This is a genomic window from Acinetobacter sp. 129952, from assembly GCF_056642055.1.
The window spans coordinates 1-23,613 of the sequence record NZ_JBWVSU010000017.1; the positions used below are offsets into that span (position 1 = coordinate 1).

The following is a 23,613-nucleotide window of genomic DNA, read 5'->3' on the forward strand; positions in this document are numbered from 1 at the left end:
AACCTCTTAGCGCTGATGGTAGTGTGGGGTTACCCATGTGAGAGTAAGTCATCGCCAGCTCATTATTCGAAAGTCCCCCTCCGCCAAGGCAGAGGGGGATTTTTTTATGCGTGGGATTTGGTCAAATAACTGTTGTTTATCTAATTTCCATAAGAATTTAATAGGTACTCATCTTTTTATAAGTAGTATTTGGGCTGCTAGAGCTGCCTAAGCTAAGTACATAGAAGTATTGCTGATTCCTGTTGATCTTATGGGATTTTAAGCCTCGAGTGTTTAATCTAAAAGAGTTCACAGGCTGATCTTATAAATCTTAGCAAATAAAAAACTAGCGAATCGCTGGTTTTTTATTGCAAACTATCTTAGCCGAATACATATCTCATGGCTGAGATTAATAGGTTGTAGATATACTTTCAGGTTAAAGATTTTAATGGGCACAATTAGCAATTACTATTTACCAAATATTAAATAAAATAGCCTAAGCATAGTTGAGTTACCTCTCTTTATTCAGTCATTAGAGAGAGTCTTTCAGCATTTTTTTATGTTGTTTTACTTGTTTGGCATAACGTTTACCTTGTTTACGCATTTTACGATTATTTTCATAACCCGACGGACCTACATTATAATAGGCGAGCGCTTTCTTCCAGTCACCGGATGATTGATTATATTTAGAAAGAATATATGTACCACATTGGATATTACTGCTTTCATTGTATAAATCACCTGGACAAGTTTGTTGCCAATATCTCGGAATCACTTGCATCAAGCCTACCGCACCTGCTGGCGAAGTTGCTTGGCTACGATAAGTAGATTCCTGACGAATCACAGCCGCCACTAGAAGCGGATCTACACCCTGATTTTGTGCATGTTGAACAATTAAAGGTGAAACACGATTAGCTGTACTGGATGGGGTAGAATAAGCAGTTTGAATGCCTTTAGACAGCTTAGCTGCGCGTTTTTCTACCGAGCCTCCGCCCAAGGATGAGCAACCCGCAAAAAGAAAAGTGCCCAATAAAATAGAAGAAAATTTAAAAGAATGAGAATTAAATAGTGAACATTTAGATTTAATTGGATTTAATAGATGAGAAAAAAACAAACTGTGAATTCCATGCCTGAATAAACGTATTTTGATGTTAGGCAGCCTATATACAAGAGTCAAGCTTGCTGCTGATGAAAGCACTTTATTAATGTACAAATTTTATCTATCTACTAAAAAATCTCTAAGTTGAAAGGTTTTTCAGCATCCAGATTTCACAGGCTTCACTATGTCCGGTATTGCCTTGAGGATGATCAAGATGCTGAAAACCTAATTTTTCATAAAGTTTCACCGCTTGCCAAAGCGCTTTAGTTGTTTCTAGATAGACTGACTTAATCTGATGAGCCTGTGCAAATTCACAGGATAGTTCTAGAATTTTCTTGGCAAAACCCTGCTGACGGATTTCAGGTAAAAAGTACATCTTCTGAATTTCTAAAATAGTTGCATCACTTTTTAAGGGCGCAATTCCACCACCACCGTAAATTTTATTTTGTTGATCTACAACAACCCAGTAAGCTGATTCCGGTTGCTGATAAACTTGATATAGTTCATCTAGAATAGAATCACCTACGGCAAAACCAGATTCTGCTGCCAGTCCAAACTCTTGGGAAACACCACGAATAATGCTTGCAATTTGAGCATTATCTTCAGGCTGAATAGGACGAATAGAGTACATATTGGACTGATTTTATTTTGAAAAAACGATGAATTTTTATAACGCTAAATGCTTAAAAAAGCCATCGTTTATTCAATTTAGATAAGTTTAATTCGCTATTTAATGAGCAATCATTATTTTAATTCGCTCGATGATTTTCCTAATTCCCGACGGGCAATAATCAGTTGCTGAATTTGCTGGGTGCCTTCAAAAATATCCAGAATCTTGGAATCACGCGCCCATTTTTCCAAAAGTTCAGTTTCGTTATAACCAATGGCTGCTGCCAGTTCGACACATTTTAAGGTAATTTCATTACCGATCCGACCGGCCTTGGCTTTGGCAATAGAGGCTTCACGTGAATTTGGTTTGTGATTATCGGCCATCCAGGCGGCCTTCAGCATCAGCAAGCGTGCTGCTTCCCATTCAGCTTCCATACGATAGATTTGTGCTGCGATATTAGAGCTTTGTAAATACGGTGTGGTATAAGTGGAGTCCAGCTGATCCTTAAAAATCTCCTTGATGCGTTCCAGCGAGGCTTTCGCACAACCAATCGCCATGGCGGCGACCAGCGGGCGAGTATTATCAAAGGTTTCCATCACGCCAGCAAAGCCTTTAGCAACATCGATTTCTGCATGACCGAGCAGGTTTGCTGCAGGTACTCGACAGTTGATAAAGCTAATCGTGGCAGTATCGGATGATTTAATCCCTAATTTATGTTCCAGTCGTTCAACCTTCATTCCTGGAGTACCTTTGGTCACCACAAATGATTTAATGGCTGATCGCCCCAGCTTTTTATCCAGAGTGGCCCAAACGACCACTGCATCAGCACGCTCTCCAGAGGTCACAAAAATTTTCTCGCCATTCAGAATATAGTCATCACCGTCTTTAGTCGCAGTGGTACGAATCGCCGCAGAGTCTGAACCGCAACCTGACTCGGTAATCGCCATGGCCGCCCAAGTTCCATGAAAACGGTGCAATTGCTCCTCATTGGCAACGGCTGCAATGGCTGAATTTCCTAATCCTTGGCGTGGCATCGAGAGTAATAAGCCAGTATCGCCATAACACATTTCAATAATGCTCAGGGCAGTAGACATATTAATGCCATTTTTATTGCTGTTGTCTGCATCGCCCCGTTTATTCACCGCTGCACCAGCATTCATGTCTTCACTACCTTGGTTCATGCCATCCACGACTGAAGCTAGCATGTCTAGTTCTATCGGATAAGCATGTTCAGCCTTGTCGTATTTACGTGAAATCGGACGCAAAACATTGAGGGCAACTTCATGTGCTTGATCAATCAAAAGCTTAAATTTTTTTGGAGTTTGTAGATTCATCATTGTTCTTCTTTATGTTCTGATCAGGCATGTAAGCCAGAATGGAGAATGGCAGTGGCTCTCAGGTCTCTATACCAGCGTTCTACCGGATGTTCTTTAGTAAAACCATGACCACCCAAAATCTGTACACCATCGGTGCCTATTTTCATGGATTTTTCTGCGCAGAGCAGACGTGCCAAATAAGCCTCACGATGAAAAGCTTGACCGGATTCAGCCAGACTGGCGGCATTCATGATCAACATTTGCATAGCGTCAATTTCAATGGCCATATCAGCAATCATAAAGGCGACACTCTGACGATGAGAAATCGGTTCGCCAAAGGCAATACGGTCATTGGCGTATTGCACACAGTATTTTTTGACTGCTTCACAGGTGCCCACCGCCATCGCACACCACATTAAATTACCCAGATCAACAAAAGCTGCATAATCAAAATCTTTATCTCCCAGACGTTGAGCTGGAGTATTTTCAAATTTGAGCGTAACGGTTTCAGTGGCCTTTAAACCCATAGCCGGCGATTTTTTCGCAGTGATGGTACTGTCGCGTTGCACCACAAAGACCTCAGCTCTGCCATCCAGATCAGCACTGACCAGATACAGATCGGCACTTTCTCCCAAGAGCACTAAGGTCTTTTCACCCAGAATTAGATAATGTCCCTGATGTGCAACAGCCTTGGTTTTAAGTTGCTCCGGGTTAAACGCTGCTGTTTTTTCCTGTACTGCAAAGGTGGCCTTTAACTCAGGATTCTCTGCGAAAGCGCCCAGATATTCTGCCTGAATCTGCTCTGAGCCCCAGCGGGTAATGGCGTTAATGACACTAAAAGTCGAAAGTAAGCCAGCCGTCAGACTGAAATCACCCTGAGCCAAATGTTGAGCGATTAAAATATTGCTGACGATATTCTGTTCCGATGCAACGCCCTCCAATGCTTCAGGCAGGGCATAGAAATTCAAACCTAAATCAGTGCTGTATTGCGAGAGTTCATGGGGAAATAATTCATGCTGATCTGCATTATGCGCCAAGGGATACAGCACCTCTTGGGCAAATTGCTGCATGGCATTACAGGTCATTTGCTGCTCTTCAGTCAGATTCATATCAAATAAGGATTTAGACTGATGCGGGAGACGTTGTTTTTGAATCTTCTGGCCAGATTTCAGGATTTTCTGGGTTTGACTCAGTGTTTTGAATCCTGCTTTTGAACTTTGATAAAGCGATTTTTCAACAAATTTACGCAGTTTTAATTGGTCTAATACTTCGCTACCCGCGATTTTGGTCAGTATGGACAAGCCAAATCCTTGGGCTTTATTCACCATATTATTCATTCTGATTATCCTAAAGGTGTTGTCACGTCATTTTTTTAATACTGGCATGTGCTCAAATATAAAACTATGTCGGAGGTGACAAGATTAATTGACAATTTTTAGGTTTCGGAGATTGAAGGAAGGGATGAATAAATCAATGAAAATTAAGAGAAAGATAAAAATATAAAAAATCGAGTATGTCTAAAAATTGACCCGAATGACAAAATCATCCGGGTCTTTTTGATGCAGGTTTTATTTTAAGAGAGATGATGTTTAATCATGGCACGCACATTGGTTTTGGCATCAATCACGGTCATAAAGGTGTAAGCACCGATAAATTTACGGCTAATAAACATAAATTCTTTGGGTGGAACACTGAAATAACGTGAAGCCATAGATCTCGATGCCTGTTGCATCACACGGCTATGCAGCTGGCTTTTTTTCCAGTCATAGCGATTATGTTCATCCATGATGCCAGCTGGCAATTCTTGATTATTTAGCGGTGAACTAAACGCTTCGGTGGCCAGTAAAAAGACTTTGGCCATATCCGGTTTGATGCTTTGCGGAATCGAATCAAAAAACTCATAACCAGTCATCGCCTTGACCATCATATCCGAGTCATGATGATAGCCTGCCTGGATCAGGTTACGCGCAACACTGAGCAGATGCTGGTCAAACTGGCGGATCGCGCCAAAGTCGAGCAGAATGATCTTGTCGTGCACATCTGCGCCATTGCCCAGACGAACCAGATAATTACCAAAGTTCGGATCGGTTTGCATCTCGCCCCATTCGAAGATTTCACGCACTGCAATTTCCAGAGACGCTTCACCTAACAGGTTGCGGCGTTCTTGGGGCAGGGATAACATTACCGGGCTATTGATCGGCACACCACGTTCAAAAGTCATGCATAGCACACGATCTGAGCAATATTCATTAATAATGGTTGGGACGATATAACGAGGATCATCTTTTAAACGCGCCGCAAAACGACGCGTGGTATCTGCTTCAATCTGATAATTTACTTCACGGTGCATCATCTCACGGACTTCATCGAACCACTGGTCGAATTCGCGGGTCTGCGGCACGATGCGAGTCAATTTCAGCATGTTTTTAAACAGGCTCATATCCGAATCAATGGCTTCTGCCACACCCGGATACTGAATTTTTAACACCAGTTCCATGCCATCAGATTTTCGGGTAGCGCGATGTACCTGTGCCAAAGAAGCTGTGCCCAAAGGTTCATGATCAATGGTGAGATCGTCGAGTTTTGAACCGAGTTGTTGTTGTAACTGGGTCTTGATGGCTGGCCATGCCAATGCCACCGTCTGATTGTTCAGGGTATTTAGAGCTTGAGTGACTTCTTCTGGCAGAAAATGCTCACCATACAGTGCCATCATCTGGCCAATTTTAACGATAGAACCTTTTAGCTTGCCAATTTCTGCCACCAGATAATCAGCCTGTTCTTTCATGGCTTTTTTACGTTTCTTTTCTTTTTCTTCTTCACTTGAGAACATGGAGCTTGCACTAGAAGCCGCCCAACGCGTGCCTGCCAGCAAGGATGCCTTTGCGATCGATAAGCGTCGATCCATAGAGGAGGTTTTCAGTTGTTTAAGCTTATCGTTCTGATCTGACATGTAAACTCGATCCTTTCATCATCAGCATGAAGCAGAATAAATCATTGTAAGGGATAGTAGCGTTTCTGCACGTATTAAAAAAGTTTAAGCTGCTGAATTCATAGTAAAAGCTAGGCAAGCTTTCATTTATTCACCAACTTGTATCAGTTTAAACAGGGCATTATGCCATTTGAAATTGGATTTTTAATTCAGATCGTTGCTGTAACTGTTGTTTATTTGTTTGAATATGTTGATGAATCAGGCGCTGTACGCTGTCATGCATAAAGCCCAAAGCATAGCCTTTTACAATCACAATACTTGGCAAGCCAAAAAACAGATATTTAGCATCGTCCAGTGTCGCATCGGTAAATACGCCATGCTGCATTAAGGTCGACTGCAAAAAAACCTTTTCTTGCTGCACCTGACTGGAGGCTTGATCATTCCAGTAATTCTGGCGCATCGCCATAAGATTATTGTGCTTATAGCTCATAGATCTGGGCTCATTTGAAGATTGAATGCGGATTATATGTGGGTCATGTGCCAATTTTCAATTGTGCAACTGTTTAATCTTTCAGTCCGAGAAAGGCATAGGATTTTTGTCCGGACTGCGTTAATATCAGTGGATAATTTAAACAATATTGATTGTTAAACATTTATTGGGATTGTACCGGTTTCGGTCAAGGGGAAGTTATGCGTCTTGCATGGTTTTTAGTTGCAATTTTTGCGGGTACTGCGGTTCAGACACAAGCTGCTGTTGGGTATTCCAAGGAATATACACAGTGTATGAATTTTAGTTATGGCAATACACCCAAAGCGGAAAAATGCCTAGAAAAAGAGCTGAAAGTTCACAATAAGCGTCTGAAGAAAAACTATAAAACTTATCTAAAATTAAATCCGAATCAGACCGCCGCTATTCGCAGTCAGCATGTATTGTGGGAGCGAAAACTCTCTCAGCAATGTAATTTTAGAATGTCAGAAAAATATGCCAAACAGCAACAAGGCCAATGTATGCTGGCTTTGATTATGGATCAGGCCAATCTTTATCAATCCCGCTCTTATGCACCAGCTTCAAGATAAAGTGCCATAGTATTAGCATCGGCATTTAACAGAAACATCTCTGAATAAAGTAAACATTTATAATCATGATCGCTCACAAAAACAGGAATTTTATAATTTTTGTGGGCGTAGAGAATTCGTGTTTTTCATGCTTTAGCATTATAAAAGCAGGCAAAACAAGGTATCATAAGGCGTTTAAAAAAATGACCTTGGAGACGCCTTAAGTGGATCGACCGACTATTAGCCCTGAACATATGCAGGAAGCCGCTGAAAATTTAACCACCATTCGTGATTTTATTCGTTTTGGTGTGACAGCATTACGTCAATACGATGCACATTTGGGCCAAGGCACAGAAGATTATTTTGCTGAAAGTTCAGCGCTAGTGCTGCAAACCCTGTCGCTAGAATGGAAAGCGGACGCTGAAATTTTAGATGCCAAATTATTACCAAGTGAAAAAGCCGAATTTTTAAGTCTGCTGGAACGCCGTATTAATGAAAAAGTACCAACTTCATATTTATTGAACCTGGCTTACTTCGACGGTAAACCTTATTACGTTGATGAGCGCGTGCTAATCCCTCGTTCACCGATTGCTGAACTGATTCAAAACCGTTTTGCCCCGTATTGCCTGGGTGAACATGGTCAAATGGGTGAGGCAGTCAATAACTTGCCGGAAAACCCGAATCCAAAGACGCCTCAACGTATTCTAGATATGTGTACCGGTTCAGGCTGTATCGCGATTGCCTTGGCTTATGCTTTCCCTGAAGCGGAAGTGGATGCGACTGATATTTCCAAAGAAGCCTTAGAAGTTGCGCAAATCAATACTGAGCATCATGACAAGCAATATCAGATCGCATTGCTTGAATCGGATTTGTTCGAAAAAATTCCAGCCGAAAATCAATACGATTTAATCGTATCTAATCCGCCGTATGTCGATGCGGAAGATATGGCGGATTTGCCTGAGGAATTCCATCATGAGCCTGAGCTTGCGCTTGCTGCAGGTCAGGATGGTCTGGATCTGGTACGTAAAATGCTGGCTCAAGCTGCAGATTATCTGACTGAGAATGGCCTGATCGTGATCGAAGTGGGTAACTCAGAATGGGCAATGCGCCAAAACTTCAATTCGGTTGATTTCTACTGGTTGCAATTCCAGAAAGGTGGTACTGGTATCTTTGCATTGACTGCAGAGCAATGCCGTACCTACCGTGATTTATTTATTCAGTCTATTGCATAAGGAGTCGTTTGACATGGCAGGTAATAGTATAGGGCAACTGTTCCGTGTAACGACTTGTGGTGAATCTCATGGTGTTGGCCTGATGGCCATCATCGATGGGGTTCCACCCGGCATTGAGCTGACTGAAGCTGATTTGCAAAAGGATCTGGACCGCCGTAAGCCGGGTACATCGAAATTTGCAACCCAGCGTAAAGAACCCGATGAAGTAGAAATTATTTCCGGTGTGTTTGAGGGTAAAACCACGGGTACTTCAATTGGTTTGTTAATTCGTAATACGGATCAAAAATCGAAAGACTACGGCAATATCGCACAAACTTTCCGCCCGGGTCATGCTGACTATACCTATACCCAAAAGTATGGTTTCCGTGACTACCGTGGCGGTGGTCGTTCAAGCGCACGCGAAACCGCAATGCGTGTTGCAGCGGGTGCAATTGCCAAGAAATTCCTTTTCGAGAAATTTGGCATTGAGATTCGTGGTCATGTAACCCAGATCGGCACCGAAAAAACAGAGAAGCTGGACTGGAATGAAGTTCTAAACAATCCGTTTTTCTGTGGCGATGTGGATGCAGTACCACGTTTTGAAGCGCTAGTGACGTCTTTGCGTGAGCAAGGTACCAGTTGTGGCGCTAAACTCGAGATCATTGCATCTAAAGTGCCAGTGGGTTGGGGCGAGCCAGTCTTTGATCGTCTAGATGCTGACATTGCGCATGCCATGATGTCGATTAATGCCGTTAAAGGTGTCGAAATCGGTGATGGTTTTGGTGTCGCTGAACAGTTTGGTCATGAAAGCCGTGATGAACTCACCACAGAAGGCTTCCTGGCCAATCATGCTGGCGGTATTTTAGGTGGTATTTCTAGCGGTCAAGACATCCGTGTTGCGATTGCGTTGAAACCGACTGCATCTATCACCACGCCAGGTAAAACCATCAATATTGATCGTGAAGATACTGATGTGTTGACCAAAGGTCGTCATGATCCTTGCGTAGGTGTGCGTGCAACCCCGATTGCTGAAGCGATGCTGGCGATTGTGCTGATGGATCACTTCATGCGTCACCGTGCGCAAAATGCCGATGTTGTTGCGCCATTTGCACCGATTGAACCTAAATAATTTGCTTTAACTTTAAAGTGAAATTGTTTTAAAGTCAGACTCCGGTCTGACTTTTTTTATTTATAAAATGAATCACTATAAAAATATACGATTGGCGAGCAAGGCTGATGTTCAGCAACTTACTATGCTGATTAATACAGCTTATCGTACTCCGGGTGGATGGACGACTGAAGCAGGAATGATCCAGGGTGATCGTATTCAAGAAAAACAGTTATATGACTTGCTCAATTTAGAAAATTTTCAGCTCTTTGTGTTGGAAATTGATAATAAGCTTCTTGGTTGTATTGGCGTGAGCTTAGGACAGCAAGTAGCAGAGATTGAAAGCTTTGCTGTTGCACCTGCTGAGCAAAACTCGGGTTATGGCAAGCAATTATTGGACTTTGCCGAATCCCATATTTTCGAAATATTTAAAAAGAAAGTGATTCAGATGTCAGTATTAAATGTCCGTATTGAACTGCTGGCATATTATCAGCGCCGTGGCTATCAGCTGACCGAAAAGATTGAAGCATATCCACTGGGTCAAAATGTCGGAGAACCGTTGATTCCGTTACATTTGCTGATTTTAGAAAAAATCAGCAAATCAATATGATTAGTTGATGAAAATTCAAGCTTTTTACTGCTTAAATTGAGTAGTGGGAAAGCTCCTGAACATGCTAAGTTTTCTGTTCAGTCTAAGTGACTTAAGATTAGGCAGAAAACAGACCAGGATGTCATATGCTGCATATTATTTTAACTTCTTTATTTCCTCTCATCGGACTGATCAGCTTTGGCTATTTACTTAAGCGCAGGCAATGGTTGAGTGATGATTTTTGGCGAGGCGCAGAAAAGTTAAATTATTATGCACTGTTTCCGGTGATGCTGTTTTTAAATCTGGCCACTGCCAAGATTCAAATGGATGTCATTCAGGATGTAGTGCTTGTCGTATTTAGTATAATGGCTGTGGTCAGTATTGCACTGTATATTTTGCGTCATATTTACCAGATATCTTATGCGCGTTTCGGCGTCTATGTTCAGGGCTTGCTGCGCTTTAATACCTATATTGGCCTTGCTGCTGTTAGTGCCTTATTTCATCAGCAAGGTATGACCATCTTCGCGGTGATCATGGTGCTGTGTATTCCTTTGGTGAATATCTTATCGGTGCTGGCATTTACCCGTAGTCACGATATGCAGCTGAAAAAAATCATCCTGGATTTGTCTAAAAATCCATTAATTCTAGGCTGTATTGTGGGTGGTTTATTTAATCTTTCTGGTTTGTCACTCTGGACTGGAGCAGAGCAGTTCCTTAAACAGATTGCACTGTGCAGTTTGCCGCTCGGTTTGATGTGTGTGGGAGCAGCCTTACAGTTTCAGGGTTTTCAGCGTGATGTATTGCCACTCAGCCTGATAACCTTTGGTCGCCTGTTCGGAATGCCGCTGATTGCATTTTTAGTGTGTAAAATTTTCCAGATTGATGCATTAACTACTCAGGTATTGGTCTTGTTCTTTGCACTTCCTACCGCCTCAGCTTCGTATGTCTTAACCCGGGTGTATGGTGGCGATAGTGAGTTAATGGCTAGTATTATCAGTGTACAAACAGTGGTCGCAGCAGGAAGCTTAGTACTGATGCTTTCTTGGATTATCTAAAATTCTAGAATAAATGATAAAAGTCTAAATTTTGCTTTGGATGACATATACTTTGAATTATTAAAATAGCCTAAGCAAATGTTGAGTTCTATTTAAGCGCCAAAATTAAATAAGTTCTGGAATTTTATAAAGGATAGAACTTGCTCATTTTACTTAGGACAGCAAAATCTAAAAATTTGATATCTAGGCAATATCCTCCATCACCCATGTATGCTCTTAATTAAAAAGAATCACAGATAAATTCACGTGAATTAACATAAATAAAAACTGTGTTTTTCCTAAAAATGGTATATAAATTGCTCATGATAATAAAACATTATTGCAGGAGAGAAATGCTTCTGCATTCGCCGAAGGAGCAAGTTCCCAGGAAACTCTCAGGCAAAAGGACTGTGATAATGGATAAAAACTCTGGAGAGAAGTGTTCAATCACTCACCGAAGGGGAAGGTGGCCGCATTGATGTGCAATGTATCTACCGAAGCTCTCAGGTACACATGACAGATGGGAAAAGACATCAATATAATCAAGGAGGTGTCTATGCGTCATGTCGTGGTGATTGGGGCCGGTATTACCGGAGTAACCACAGCTTATGAGCTGGCACAATCAGGCTATCAAGTGACTGTGGTTGATCGGCATCTTTATCCGGCAATGGAAACATCCTTTGCCAATGGCGGCCAGCTTTCTGCCTGTAATGCCGAAGTATGGAACCAGAAAGCCACGGTACTCAAAGGCATCAAATGGATGTCACAAAAAACCGCACCACTTTTGCTCAATCCTTCTTTCAGTGTGCATAAATACAGCTGGCTCATGGAATTTCTGGGCAATATCAAACATTATGAAGCCAATACCCGAGAGACTGTACGGCTGGCTTTACTGGCAAGAGCACGCTTATTTGAAATTGCCGAAACAGAAAATATTGATTTCAATTTAGAAAAACGTGGAATTTTACATTTTTATCATAACAAAACGGATTATGATGTTGCGATCAAAGTCAATGATCTGTTGTGTAGCGGTGGTCTGGAGCGCAATGCAATTTCCAATGCAGAAATTAAGCAGATCGAACCTGCATTAACTGGCGATTATTATGCGGGATTTTACTGTCAGAGCGATGCCACCGGGGATATTCATAAATTTAGTACTGGTCTGGCCAAAGCCTGTATGCAAAAAGGTGTGAAATTCGAATTTGGTCAAGATGTTTTCGCTGTTGATCATCAGGCTCAGAATATTCGGGTTAAATGCAAACCCAGTACTGAAAATGTCAATTCCTCTCCAGAGGATGTTCTGGAAATTAATGCAGATGCCATTGTGGTCTGTGCAGGGGTTGGCAGCTATCAATTGGCTGAAATACTTGGTGAACGAGTCAATGTCTATCCAGTCAAAGGCTACTCGATTACCGTGCAACTGAATGATGAGCAGAGCCAGAACAACGCACCTTGGGTCAGTCTGCTAGATGAAAGTGCGAAAATTGTCTTGTCACGCCTAGGCAAGGATCGTTTGCGTGTTGCAGGAACAGCCGAGTTTAATGGCTATAACCGGGATATTCGTGCTGACCGAATTCAACCTTTAATTGACTGGACCAATCGTAATTTTGACCTGTGTACTGAGCATGTTGTTCCGTGGGCAGGCTTACGCCCCATGATGCCAAATATGATGCCTGTGGTACGCCGTGGCAAACATGAGCGGGTCTTTTACAATACCGGACATGGTCATCTGGGCTGGACTTTATCAGCTGCAACGGCTGCAATGATCAGTCAGGAAATTGCGCAATACTATCCTGCTTAAATTGATAGCCCGCTTGCGGGCTGTTTTTTACACCAAAAATCTCATTTTATATAACAATAAATTTTAATATTTTTAAATTAAATCAATCGTATAGGCGATAAATCCCAGTAAAACGCTCACAGCCTTTCTGCTGGCTACTGACCGCTAAAATGGCTTTACTATAGTTAAACTCATAGCGGCAGTCATTTTCATTATCGGTGATCTGGTTTTTTGTCTCAGGCGTAGTATAGGCTAAAAAAGGAATGATCTGCTTCTCAGCCCGGTTATTCGGATTACGATAGGCAAGACCTTCAATCTTGATCCGGTCTTTGGTCAGTTGATGAATCTTGAGATGTACAGGCTGCTTGGCGATTTGTCCCTGTTCAAACTTAATATAATGCTGGGTCAGACTTTGATTCAGTGAAATATAGACATTTAAATCATCTAAACGCCATTCAAACTGCTGTTTAAAACAGTCTAGCGTTTTGCATTGCTGTAAACGGGTCGCCCATAATTGTTGGCTATCTTGCAATAAGCGCACAGGCGCATCGGTAATCAGAAAAGCAGTAAAGTATTGGTCTGCGAGTTTTGCACGAGATTCAGCCAGCGATGCTGAGCAGACTTTATTCATGGCAGCCGTTTTTTGGCTGTCATCGCTACAGTTTAGTGTGATCGCCGAGCTACCTGTAGAAATCATCCCCAGACCGAGCATCAGGCCAATTATTTTCAACATATTTATATCAGTTTTCAGTAGCATGATCGCTTATACTTTCACTGTGTTACGCTTGGTCTAACTATAGCGAAATAGAAAGCAAGTGTACAAGATTTCAATGGGCTATTTCTAAAGGATGTATAAGGTGATTGCACAAATTCGTATTGGCCAGGGTCTGGATGTGCATGCATTTGAAGAAGGTGATTTTGTCACTCTGGCAGGCATTCAAATTCCGCATACTCACGGTCTGAAAGCACATTCGGATGGTGATGTGGTTCTGCATGCACTCTGTGATGCTTTGTTGGGTGCATTGGCGCTTGGAGATATTGGCCAGCATTTCCCAGATACAGATCCTGGGTTTAAAGGTGCAGATAGCCGGGTACTACTCAAGCATGTTTATCAGCTAATTCTGGATCGTGGTTATCACCTGAATAATGCCGATATTACCGTGGCCTGTGAACGTCCAAAACTGGCTAAGCACAATCTGGCGATGCGTCAAAGTATTGCAGATGTCTTGGATGTTGATGTGACTCAAATCAGTATTAAAGCCACCACCACTGAACAGTTAGGTTTTACCGGTCGTCAGGAAGGCATTATGTCCATGGCAACCGTGCTGTTGAGCCACAGTAAATAAAATCAGGCAAAATAATTTGGATTAATCAGGGAAAGTTCCAGTTCCTGCGTTGCTTTACGACCTTGTAGCTGTAGGGCAACCGCATGCATTAAACCGGTCCAGGTTTCATTTGGTTCCCAGATCTGATGCAAGTGTTCTTGTGCTGTAGGCATATCGATATCCATATAGTACTGACGATATAAGTACATCAGACAGCTGACATGGTAGTTTTGCGAACAATGTACCCAGACCATTTGCTCTTTTACCAGATGATCGATCAGGTCCAGTACCAGCAGGCATTGATTGTCTGAAGGGGTTTCCCAGGAAATCGGAACCTGAATATAGTTCAGTCCCAGCTCAAGGCAAATTTTATCTTCATGCGGCAGATACTGTTCGCTATCGGTCAACGCCACATTGATGACTGTAGATACACCGTATTCTTTCATCAGCTGTAATTGGGTAGTGGTCGGTTGACCGGAGCTAAACAGATGTTCGTGTATGAACTGAAAATTCTCAATCTGGCTTAATGCCGTTTCAATATCATTCATCAGATAAATTTTCCTTGTTCTAGAAATGCAAACGCCATCTTGGCGATGGCGTTGGTCAGATCATTTAACGATTAGGTAAAATGTCTTTCAATGCCTCATGCATGTCGAGTAAAACTTTTTCAGTCGTTTCCCAGTCGATACAGCCATCCGTAACGGATTGACCGTATTCCATATCATTCAGGTTCGCCGGAATGTCCTGACGACCACCCTTAAGATGACTTTCTACCATAATACCAACAATTGACTTGTTTCCATCAAGAATTTGTTCGGAAATGTTTTTAAGTACAAGTGGTTGCAGGTACGGGTCTTTGTTAGAGTTGGCGTGGCTGGCATCAATCATGATCTTGGTGCTGACTTTGGCCTTGGCTAGAGCAGCTTCTGCATCGGCAACCGAGCCTGCATCGTAGTTCGGTTTGCCATTACCGCCACGCAGTACCACGTGAGCATAAGGATTGCCTGAAGTGCGAATCACAGCCACCTGACCCTGATCATTCAGACCGAGGAAGCTGTGACCATGTTTCACAGATTGCATCGCATTGGTCGCGACCGTTAAACCGCCATCAGTACCATTTTTAAAGCCGACTGGTGAAGAAAGACCAGAAGACATTTCACGATGGGTCTGGCTTTCTGTGGTACGTGCACCAATTGCTGACCATGAAATCAGGTCTTGGTAATACTGTGGCGAGTTTGGATCAAGTGCTTCAGTGGCACATGGCAAGCCCATTTCATTCAGTTCAAGTAATAGCTTGCGACCGATACGCAGACCTTTTTCAATATTGAATGAATCATTCATGTCTGGGTCATTGATCAGACCTTTCCAACCTACGGTAGTACGTGGTTTTTCAAAATAAACCCGCATCACGATATATAAGCTGTCTTTAACTTTTTCGCTCAGCACTTTTAAGCGCTCAGCATATTCATGCGCCGCCTCTGGATCGTGAATAGAACAAGGGCCAATTACAACGAACAGGCGTTTGTCTTCACCATCCAGAATTTTACGAATCGTTTCACGACCATGCAGTACGGTTTGATAAGCAGTTTCAGTCAACGGTAACTCTGCTTTAAGCTCAGCAGGGGTTACAAGAGGAATCATGCTGTGGATATTCACGTCATCAATATCTGATGCTGAAATAGGATTTGACTGTTGTGTATTCATTGCCGTCACTGGTTCGATCATACAAAAGGTTGTTTAATAGCCCGAATATAACATGAATGATGCGTCACTTTGTTATAAAAAAGATGAATACTTCTTTGAAAAAAAAGTGATGAATCGGATAGTTAACTTAAACGGACGGGGAATTTTGGCTCACAATTATCATTGCTGTTTCAGCAGGTTGAGCCGGTTTTGATTTCACAGGATTAATCATGAAATTCACACCCAGCGCAAACAGGGTAATGCCTAAAATTTTGCGGATCAGTTTTTCTGGCATACGTGAACTGAGTAAAGTGCCGACAATAATCGCTGGAATAGAACCCACCAATAACCACATGAGTAGCATGAAATCGACATTGCCTGAAGACATATGACCTAGACCTGCGACCAGTGTCAGTAATACCGCGTGCACCACGTCAGAGCCAATAATACGAATCATCGGCAGATTCGGGAACATCACTACAAGTGCCATGATACCAAATGCACCGGCACCCACTGAAGATAGCGTGACAAATATGCCCAAGATAATGCCCATGATGATGATAGCAACGCGCTTTTCTTTGGCTTGCAGCTTCACTTTTTCCAGATCCTGCGTCATATCCGGTAGTTCTTGTTTTCTGTATTTATTAAAAAGATTTTCGATCTGGGTGCGAAACAGAATGGATAAGCCGGTAATAGTCAGCATAAAGCCCAAGACCATGGTCAGGACGGCTTTGTAATGCGTCGATTGGCTCAGATAGTTCTCGAGTACCCAATGCGTTGCAAAAGATGCGGGAATACTGCCAACGGCCAGCCAGATCACAATCGGCCAGACAATATTCATTTTCTTGGCATGCACAAACGAGCCACAGAATTTAGAAATCGCGGCATAGAGCAGGTCAGTACCAATCGCGATATGCGGTTCAATCCGGAATAAACTGATAAGAATTGGCGTCATTAATGAACCGCCACCGACACCGGTGACACCTACACAAAAACCTACCAGAACGCCTGCTAAAATAAATTCAATCGGACCAAACATGCATATATGCCAAAATCAAAAAACGAGCATATCTTATGACTTTTGGATATAAGTCGTTGTCTTGATTATTGATTTACTTATGCATAAAAAAGATAAAGCTAGGTGAAGAATATTAGGTGATCTTTCATGTTTATTCACTGGGTTATGTATAAAGTGCGAATATAATGATTGATTTTAACTGTCCGATTTGCCCCATTTCTGTCTAATTGAATGTACCTGTAAATGTCGATTTAATTCTTTTTATGCAAGCTCCCTTATTGACTAAGTTATTCTAAACGGTGGGTTTCTTAAAATTAGAAGATACTTAAGCTTCTTCCGGAATAGCCATAGGATTATGTTAGAATCCCGATTCAATAAATTTCCATGCGGATCTGAGAGGAAACCCACTTGCTAAATCGAAAACTTAAAATTGGAATCGTGGTCGGTGAAGTCTCTGGAGATACGCTTGGCGCAAAATTGATTCGCCGTTTTCGTGAGCAATGTATTGATGCTGAATTTGAAGGTATCGGTGGTCCACAAATGATCGCGGAAGGCTTTAAAAGCTATTATCCGATGGACATTCTGTCGGTGATGGGGATTGTTGAAGTTTTAAAAGATATTAAAAAACTTTTCGCTGTTCGTGATGGTCTGGTGGAAACCTGGACTAAAGACCCGGTTGATATTTTCATTGGGATTGATGCGCCTGATTTTAACCTGCGTTTGTCAAAAACCATTAAACAAAAACAGTTACCGATTAAAACGGTTCAATACGTCAGTCCTTCGGTCTGGGCATGGCGTCAAGGTCGTGTGCATGGCATTAAAGCCAGTATTGATCTGGTACTGTGCTTGTTTCCATTTGAAAAAGTCTTTTTCAAGCAATGGGATGTGCCAGCAGCTTTTGTCGGACATCCGCTCGCTAGCCAATTACCGCTTGAAAATCCAATTCTGGATGCTCAAACAGAATTAGGCCTCGATCCACATCAGAAATATATTGCCTTATTGCCGGGCAGCCGTCGTGGTGAAATTGAACGTTTAGGGCCTTTGGTTCTGGATGCTGCCTATATTCTGCACCAAAAATATCCAGATTATACCTTTCTGATTCCTGCGATTAATGATGCACGCAAGCAGCAAATCGAAAGTTTATTAGCCACTTATCCTGAAAGCTTAAAAGCCCAGATTCGTTTGATGGAAAATATCAGCGCTGAATCCAAAATTGGCCGTCAGGTGATGAATGCGTCCAATATCATTGCATTGGCGTCTGGAACTGCAACGCTTGAAGCGATGTTGCTGCACCGTCCGATGGTGACTTTTTATAAACTACACTGGCTGACTTATCAAATTGCCAAATTACTGGTCAAAATCCCTTATTTCTCCTTGCCGAATATTATTGCCGGCAAAAAAGTGATTCAAGAACTGATCCAGTCGGATGCCACACCTGAAAATCTGGCAGCTGAAATTGAAAAACTGATGGATATTGAAGCAGCGCAGATTCAGGTTATGCAGCATATCACCATGCACAAGCAGCTGCTTTCTGGTAATAGTGAAGACCCTGTCAAAGCGGTACTGGCTTTAGTGCAGTAATTTTAGTCTGGTAATAAAGACTGGTTCTTCTGACAATTCAGCCGGTATTGGGTCGGCGTCTGTTCAAACTGTTTTTTAAAACTTTGACTAAACGCCGTCTCGGATGAATAACCAACCAGATAAGCGATCTGCTGGATACCAAATCCACTATTTCTCAAATATTGCGCGGCGAGGCGCAGGCGGTGCTGTTGCAGATAGGCAAGGGGCGGTTCACCGACAATCTGGGTAAACAACTGGGCGAATTTAGAACGTGACATATGACATTGTTCGGCCAGACTTTCTACAGTCCAAGACTGTTCAGGTTTGCCATGAATCGCTGCCAGTGCATTGGATAGTTCCGGATGCGAGAGCGCATTTAGCCAGCTCGAGGCATTTTCCAGGTTTAAAATATAATCACGTACGCATTCAATCAGTAAAATACTGACCAGATGATCCAGAATCTTGTCACGTCCGGGACGAAGCTGCTGGGTTTCCAGTGCCAGAAACTGCAAGCCAACCTGTAACCATTCTGGCGCCGTATCACCCAGAATATGTTGAATATGCAGGTATTTAGGTAATGCACTCAAAAGGGGTTTGGCCATCTGGATATCCAAGCTAGAACGAATAGCCAGTATGAAACTATGCTCCGCCGAATTTTCCCGATTGAGATCAATACATTGCTGTGCATTGCTCTGAAAATAAGGATTAATCACATGGTGCTCAGAAAAATCGGCATTGTCTGGGCAGGAAACATGATGGGAGGAACCTGCGGGTAATAGCACCAGATCACCTTGTTGCAGCTCCAGTCGATCACCATTCATGAACTTTAATTGCGCCTGTCCTTGTAACAGGATATAGGCCAGCATAAAGGGTTCATGTTGATATTCAAAGCCGCCCGGATGAAATACATTCAGATAAAGATATTCCGATTTTTCCAGATGAATATCATCAAAAATTTTACTTAAAGCATCCATGCCTAACTCTATTCTTCTGTTTTATTTCATTTAATTGACTATAAATTTTTTAACTTTGTGATTTTAGGCCAGAATTTGGCAGCATGTGCCAAAGACGCTGACATAGCTTTTCTGGACGTTGAATACTGTTCGCTACTGCTGAAATAATCAACTATAAGTGCAGAGTAACATAAAAAAGGAAGGTCGCAATGAATGCCCCTGCACAAATCCAGAAAGCGCAGTTTACGCAGGAAGCGTCGGCACTAAAAGGTGTCAAGCTGGATAAAAAACGTTTTGGCTGGTTGCTCAGCCCAGGTCTGCCTGTGATCGGAATGGGAATTCTGTCCGGTTATCATTTTGGTCCCAAAGCGACTAAAAAAGTCTTTGCCATGGGCGGACTATTATTACTGCATGTCATCATTCCGACTCTGGATGCCCTGATTGGCGATGATGCCAATAACCCAAATGATGAGCAGATCAAGGCACTGGTTAACGATCCTTATTATGACCGCATTGTAAAAGCATTTATTCCCTTGCAAATGGCAGCCAATGCCTTTGCCGGTTATGTCGTAAGCCGGCCAAATGTGTCTTTGCTGGATCAGGTACTGCTTGGAGTTTCTATGGGTGCGATTAATGGTGTGGGGGTGAATACCGCACATGAACTCAGCCATCGTCCCCAGAAAAAAGACCATTACTGGTCTCATGCCAGCCTGATGCCTTTGGGCTATAACCATTTCCGGATCGAACATCCTTATGGACACCATAAACGGGTGGCGACACCAGAAGATCCGGCATCTTCAAAAATGGGTGAATCTTTTTACCGTTTCTGGCCACGTACCGTAATAGGCGGATTAAAATCTGCAATCCAGATTGAAAAAAGACGGCTCGAGCGTAAGGGACTGAAATTCTTTAATCAGGAAAATGAGCTGTTTCATGGTTGGGCCATGAGTGCCGGCTATCATGCCTTGATGCTAAAGGCGTATGGCAAGAAAATTATTCCTTATACACTGACACAGGCATTTTATGGCGTTAGCCTGTTTGAGATTGTGAATTATATCGAGCACTACGGACTGAAACGTGGACAGAAAGCGGATGGCAGTTATGAGCGAACCTTGCCGGAACATAGCTGGAATAACAACAATATCGTAACTAATCTGTTTTTGTATCAGTTACAACGCCATTCTGATCATCATGCTTTTCCAAGCCGTCCATTTCAGGCGTTGCGGCATTTTGATGAAGCGCCAGAATTACCCAGCGGTTATGCAACCATGCTGATTCCAGCCTTGATTCCACCTTTATGGTACAAAATCATGGATCAGCGGGTATATCAGCACTATCAGGGAGATTTAAGTAAGGCTAATATCTTGCCTTCCAAGCGTGCCAAGCTATTTAAAAAATTTGGTGTAAATAACTCTACAGCTTAATGAATTACAAAATAAAAATGCGCCGATAAAGGCGCATTTTTTGATTAATTCTGCCTAGAACCAGTCGGCTTGCATATTCAGGCAAGTATCATCCAGATGCATCAGTAATTTGGCCTGATGTTCAATTTCAGGGAGTTCCCAGCGAATAAAATATTGAGCTGCCTGAATTTTCCCTGCCAGAAAAGTCTGATCTTCTGCCTGCGAAGATGTGCCAAACTTGAGTTGAGCCTGATTTGCCATTTCCAGCCATAGCCAGGCTAGGATGGTCTTACCCATCATATCCAGATACAGGCCTGAATTGGCCAAAGCTTCGCTGACTTTGCCTTGATGCAAGGCCTGGCCTAAAATCTGTGTAGTCTTTTGCACAGTGGCAAGATGCTGTTTATAGATCTTTGCGAGTTCCACTATCTTAGGTTCATGAATCTCTGACAAGGTCTTCTGGATGCGCTGCATGAGCAGATTGAGCCCTTTGCCATTATGCTGCCAGAGTTTACGTCCCAGCAGATCCAGAGATTGAATGCCGTAAGTTCCTTCATGAATCGGATTGAGCCGGTTATCACGGTAACATTGCTCCACCGGATATTCACGAGTATAACCCGCGCCGCCCAGGACCTGAATAGCCAGATCATTGGCTTTCGGACCATAGGCAGAAGGGAAAGATTTGACCACCGGGGTGATGAGATCAAGCAGAATTGCACTATCTTCATCTTGAGCTGCCTGAAGTTCATCAATTAATCGGGCTGCAAATAAGCAAAGTGCCAGCGAACCTTCTACATATGACTTTTGCGCCAGTAGCATGCGTTTGACATCGGTATGTTCAATGATATTTACTGGTTTCGAGTCAGGTGTTTTTTCATGAACTGGCCGGCCTTGCGGACGGTTTTTAGCATAATCCAGAGATTCCAGGTAGCCACGATAACCAATCATGGCTGCGCCCAGACCGACACCCACACGTGCTTCATTCATCATCTTGAACATATATTTTAAGCCATGACCGGGTTCACCAATTAAATAGCCTAAGCAATTATCATTTTCTCCAAAGCTTAAAACTGTAGATGTAGTACCTCGATAGCCCATTTTGTGCAGTAAGCCAGCCAGCTGTACATCATTAGCTTCACCGAGTGAACCATCCTCGTTGGTTTTGAATTTTGGTACGATAAACAGGGAAATTCCTTTCACGCCTTGCGGCGCATCCTGAATCCGCGCCAAGACCAGATGCACAATATTTTCGGTAATGTCCTGATCGCCACCCGAAATAAACATTTTCTGGCCTTTAATTTTATAAATTCCATCTGCCTGAGGAATGGCTTTAGTGGTCAGATCGCCCAAAGAAGAACCTACATTCGGCTCGGTCATGGCCATAGTGCCGGCAAAGCGGCCACTCAACATATGCGGTAGGAATATTTGCTTTTGTTCTGGGGAGGCAAAAGCCTGTATCAGATTCGCCGCAGCGGCTGTTAGAAAAGAATAAGCCACGGTGGACGGATTGGCCGACATGAAATACGCATTGCAGGCCATATTCACCAAAGTGGGCAGTTGCATGCCGCCATCTGCATAATCATGCTGGGCGCAGAGCAGGCCGGCATTGGCAAACTGTTGCCAGGCTGTCTTCACTTCATCAATGGTTTTGACCTGTTTGCCGTCAAAGTTCGGTTCATGTTGATCAGCTTTGGCATTATGCGGCGCAAAATAATCAGTTGCGATACCTTTTGCTGTTTCCAGAATACTGTCGAAAGTATTTTTGTCATGATCCTGATAGCGTTGCAGTTTAGTCAGCGCTTCAAGTTTGAATACGTCATAAAGCTGGAAATGCAGATCTTTATCATTAATCAGTTGGGTCACGGTACTATCCTGAATGTGCAATCCTTGAGATAGCATCAAGACTAGCAGTTGCTTTTATTGAGGAGGATTGTCAATAATGACATGAATCGGGTGAAAAGTGACAAATAGAAAAATATGCAACAGGTGGTGATTTTAGGCTTTGATGGGGCTCTGGCTTCGGCCATTACGGGTGTGGTCGATTTATTTGCCATGGCCGGCGTAAGCTGGAACCGGATCCAGCAGCAGGATGTACAGCGCCTGTTTAAGGTGAGTATCGCCAGTCCGGATGGACACCCGATTCGGTGTATCAATGGGCTGCAGTTGCAGGCACATGTTTCTTATCAAGAGATTCAAACTGCAGATATTCTGGTGGTACCGACCATCGCTGCACCAATTCAGGATGTATTGCAACAAAATCCAGAACTGATTCATTTTTTAAAATCTGCACATGCAGAGGCGACTTTAATTGCAGGAAACTGTACGGGGAATTTTTTTCTGGCAGAAGCAGGCATTTTAGATGACCGGATTGCAACAACACATTGGGGTTTTCAGGAAGTGTTTCGTTCACGCTATCCTAAGGTGAAACTGAATGCCGATCTGATGATTAGCCGGGATCAGAATATCTATTGTGCAGGTGGAGGCCTGGCCTGGTTTGACCTAGGTTTGCATCTGATTGAGCGCTTGTATGGCTTTGAGGTGGCCATGCAATCGGCTAAATCTTTCGTAATTGATTACCGCCGTGATAGCCAGTTGTCTTATTCATTGCTGAATATTGGCCAGCCGCACCATGATGAACTGGTACAAAAAATCCAGAACTGGCTAGAGCAGCATTTTCATGAAGATTTTAGTTTGAACCAGCTGGCAGAGCAGTTTAATGTGACTGGCCGAACCCTGATTCGACGCTTTAAACAAGCCTTAGACATACCGCCCAATCAATATCTACAAGCGATCCGAATTGAAGCTGCCCGTAAACGACTGGAAGAAACCGATCAAGCTGTGGATGTGATCATGCAAAATGTCGGCTATCAGGATCCAAGTTCATTCCGCCGTTTATTTCATAAAAAAACCGGTCTGACGCCGTTGGAATACCGGCGCCGGTTTAGCCGGCGCTTTTAAAA

At 42.9% G+C, this 23,613-nt stretch carries 22 protein-coding genes and 1 riboswitch; of the genes, 10 read left to right on the plus strand and 12 right to left on the minus strand.

The window, feature by feature from the left end; genetic code table 11:
• Positions 1-511: 511 nt before the first annotated feature.
• The 6 genes from AC1IR0_RS14130 to AC1IR0_RS14155 all read right to left on the minus strand — a co-directional run bounded on the left by AC1IR0_RS14130 (position 512) and on the right by AC1IR0_RS14155 (position 6,423).
• Positions 512-1,093, minus strand: coding sequence for a lytic transglycosylase domain-containing protein (locus tag AC1IR0_RS14130; RefSeq protein WP_005106797.1), 582 nt, complete (start codon positions 1,091-1,093; stop codon positions 512-514).
• Between the two features lie 124 nt (positions 1,094-1,217).
• Positions 1,218-1,709 carry a GNAT family N-acetyltransferase gene (locus AC1IR0_RS14135; protein WP_409655359.1) on the minus strand — a complete coding sequence of 164 codons (492 nt, stop codon included), beginning with the start codon at positions 1,707-1,709 and terminating at the stop codon, positions 1,218-1,220.
• 113 nt (positions 1,710-1,822) lie between these two features.
• Entirely contained in the window at positions 1,823-3,022 is a 1,200-nt protein-coding gene (locus AC1IR0_RS14140; RefSeq protein ID WP_409655417.1) for an acyl-CoA dehydrogenase family protein, read from the minus strand.
• Positions 3,023-3,045: 23 nt separating this feature from the next.
• Positions 3,046-4,332 carry an acyl-CoA dehydrogenase family protein gene (locus AC1IR0_RS14145; protein WP_409655419.1) on the minus strand — a complete coding sequence of 429 codons (1,287 nt, stop codon included), beginning with the start codon at positions 4,330-4,332 and terminating at the stop codon, positions 3,046-3,048.
• A 245-nt stretch (positions 4,333-4,577) separates the two neighbouring features.
• Complete coding sequence (locus tag AC1IR0_RS14150; RefSeq protein ID WP_224216606.1) at positions 4,578-5,954, minus strand: ABC1 kinase family protein; 1,377 nt, start codon at positions 5,952-5,954, stop codon at positions 4,578-4,580.
• Positions 5,955-6,114: 160 nt separating this feature from the next.
• Positions 6,115-6,423, minus strand: coding sequence for a hypothetical protein (locus AC1IR0_RS14155; RefSeq protein ID WP_005100098.1), 309 nt, complete (start codon positions 6,421-6,423; stop codon positions 6,115-6,117).
• Positions 6,424-6,623: 200 nt separating this feature from the next.
• Here AC1IR0_RS14155 and AC1IR0_RS14160 point away from each other — a divergent pair, with 200 nt between their 5' ends.
• From AC1IR0_RS14160 to AC1IR0_RS14185, 6 genes are all read left to right on the plus strand, one after another.
• Positions 6,624-7,010 (plus strand): DUF1311 domain-containing protein, encoded by a 387-nt coding sequence (locus AC1IR0_RS14160; RefSeq protein WP_253114479.1) that lies wholly within the window; start codon positions 6,624-6,626, stop codon positions 7,008-7,010.
• Positions 7,011-7,213: 203 nt separating this feature from the next.
• Positions 7,214-8,221 carry a 50S ribosomal protein L3 N(5)-glutamine methyltransferase gene (gene prmB, locus AC1IR0_RS14165; RefSeq protein WP_086044752.1) on the plus strand — a complete coding sequence of 336 codons (1,008 nt, stop codon included), beginning with the start codon at positions 7,214-7,216 and terminating at the stop codon, positions 8,219-8,221.
• Between the two features lie 13 nt (positions 8,222-8,234).
• Positions 8,235-9,329: a chorismate synthase gene (gene aroC, locus AC1IR0_RS14170; RefSeq protein WP_005266258.1), complete on the plus strand. Its 1,095-nt coding sequence runs from the start codon at positions 8,235-8,237 to the stop codon at positions 9,327-9,329.
• A gap of 67 nt (positions 9,330-9,396) precedes the next feature.
• Positions 9,397-9,918, plus strand: coding sequence for a GNAT family N-acetyltransferase (locus AC1IR0_RS14175; RefSeq protein WP_311204752.1), 522 nt, complete (start codon positions 9,397-9,399; stop codon positions 9,916-9,918).
• A 125-nt stretch (positions 9,919-10,043) separates the two neighbouring features.
• Positions 10,044-10,952 carry an AEC family transporter gene (locus tag AC1IR0_RS14180; RefSeq protein WP_085064439.1) on the plus strand — a complete coding sequence of 303 codons (909 nt, stop codon included), beginning with the start codon at positions 10,044-10,046 and terminating at the stop codon, positions 10,950-10,952.
• Between the two features lie 312 nt (positions 10,953-11,264).
• Positions 11,265-11,352: riboswitch (glycine riboswitch) on the plus strand.
• A 135-nt stretch (positions 11,353-11,487) separates the two neighbouring features.
• Positions 11,488-12,732, plus strand: coding sequence for a D-amino acid dehydrogenase (locus AC1IR0_RS14185; RefSeq protein ID WP_409655369.1), 1,245 nt, complete (start codon positions 11,488-11,490; stop codon positions 12,730-12,732).
• An 82-nt stretch (positions 12,733-12,814) separates the two neighbouring features.
• Here the strand turns inward: AC1IR0_RS14185 and AC1IR0_RS14190 are convergent, their stop codons facing one another.
• On the minus strand, positions 12,815-13,468 hold the full coding sequence (locus AC1IR0_RS14190; protein ID WP_409655371.1) for an A1S_1983 family putative colistin resistance protein: 654 nt from the start codon (positions 13,466-13,468) through the stop codon (positions 12,815-12,817).
• A 100-nt stretch (positions 13,469-13,568) separates the two neighbouring features.
• On the opposite strand from AC1IR0_RS14190, the gene ispF reads away from it, so the two are divergent.
• Positions 13,569-14,057: a 2-C-methyl-D-erythritol 2,4-cyclodiphosphate synthase gene (gene ispF, locus AC1IR0_RS14195; RefSeq protein WP_216986087.1), complete on the plus strand. Its 489-nt coding sequence runs from the start codon at positions 13,569-13,571 to the stop codon at positions 14,055-14,057.
• Between the two features lie 2 nt (positions 14,058-14,059).
• Here the strand turns inward: ispF and AC1IR0_RS14200 are convergent, their stop codons facing one another.
• The 3 genes from AC1IR0_RS14200 to AC1IR0_RS14210 all read right to left on the minus strand — a co-directional run bounded on the left by AC1IR0_RS14200 (position 14,060) and on the right by AC1IR0_RS14210 (position 16,758).
• Complete coding sequence (locus tag AC1IR0_RS14200) at positions 14,060-14,584, minus strand: protein tyrosine phosphatase family protein (protein ID WP_005246137.1); 525 nt, start codon at positions 14,582-14,584, stop codon at positions 14,060-14,062.
• A 64-nt stretch (positions 14,585-14,648) separates the two neighbouring features.
• Positions 14,649-15,740, minus strand: a complete 1,092-nt coding sequence (locus AC1IR0_RS14205) for a 3-deoxy-7-phosphoheptulonate synthase (RefSeq protein ID WP_213032097.1) — start codon at positions 15,738-15,740, stop codon at positions 14,649-14,651.
• 127 nt (positions 15,741-15,867) lie between these two features.
• Positions 15,868-16,758 carry a sulfite exporter TauE/SafE family protein gene (locus tag AC1IR0_RS14210; protein ID WP_005262778.1) on the minus strand — a complete coding sequence of 297 codons (891 nt, stop codon included), beginning with the start codon at positions 16,756-16,758 and terminating at the stop codon, positions 15,868-15,870.
• Between the two features lie 387 nt (positions 16,759-17,145).
• On the opposite strand from AC1IR0_RS14210, the gene lpxB reads away from it, so the two are divergent.
• The gene (gene lpxB / locus AC1IR0_RS14215) at positions 17,146-18,318 is read left to right on the plus strand and encodes a lipid-A-disaccharide synthase (protein WP_409655379.1); all 1,173 of its coding nucleotides are present in this window, start codon (positions 17,146-17,148) and stop codon (positions 18,316-18,318) included.
• Between the two features lie 2 nt (positions 18,319-18,320).
• On the opposite strand, the gene AC1IR0_RS14220 is transcribed toward lpxB, so the two are convergent.
• Positions 18,321-19,271 carry a helix-turn-helix transcriptional regulator gene (locus AC1IR0_RS14220; RefSeq protein WP_479741501.1) on the minus strand — a complete coding sequence of 317 codons (951 nt, stop codon included), beginning with the start codon at positions 19,269-19,271 and terminating at the stop codon, positions 18,321-18,323.
• 188 nt (positions 19,272-19,459) lie between these two features.
• Between AC1IR0_RS14220 and AC1IR0_RS14225 the strand changes: the two genes are divergently transcribed.
• The gene (locus AC1IR0_RS14225) at positions 19,460-20,674 is read left to right on the plus strand and encodes an alkane 1-monooxygenase (RefSeq protein WP_479741502.1); all 1,215 of its coding nucleotides are present in this window, start codon (positions 19,460-19,462) and stop codon (positions 20,672-20,674) included.
• A gap of 54 nt (positions 20,675-20,728) precedes the next feature.
• On the opposite strand, the gene AC1IR0_RS14230 is transcribed toward AC1IR0_RS14225, so the two are convergent.
• Positions 20,729-22,552, minus strand: coding sequence for an acyl-CoA dehydrogenase (locus tag AC1IR0_RS14230; protein ID WP_479741503.1), 1,824 nt, complete (start codon positions 22,550-22,552; stop codon positions 20,729-20,731).
• Positions 22,553-22,630: 78 nt separating this feature from the next.
• Between AC1IR0_RS14230 and AC1IR0_RS14235 the strand changes: the two genes are divergently transcribed.
• Positions 22,631-23,611 carry a GlxA family transcriptional regulator gene (locus AC1IR0_RS14235; RefSeq protein ID WP_005262787.1) on the plus strand — a complete coding sequence of 327 codons (981 nt, stop codon included), beginning with the start codon at positions 22,631-22,633 and terminating at the stop codon, positions 23,609-23,611.
• Positions 23,612-23,613 lie beyond the last annotated feature (2 nt).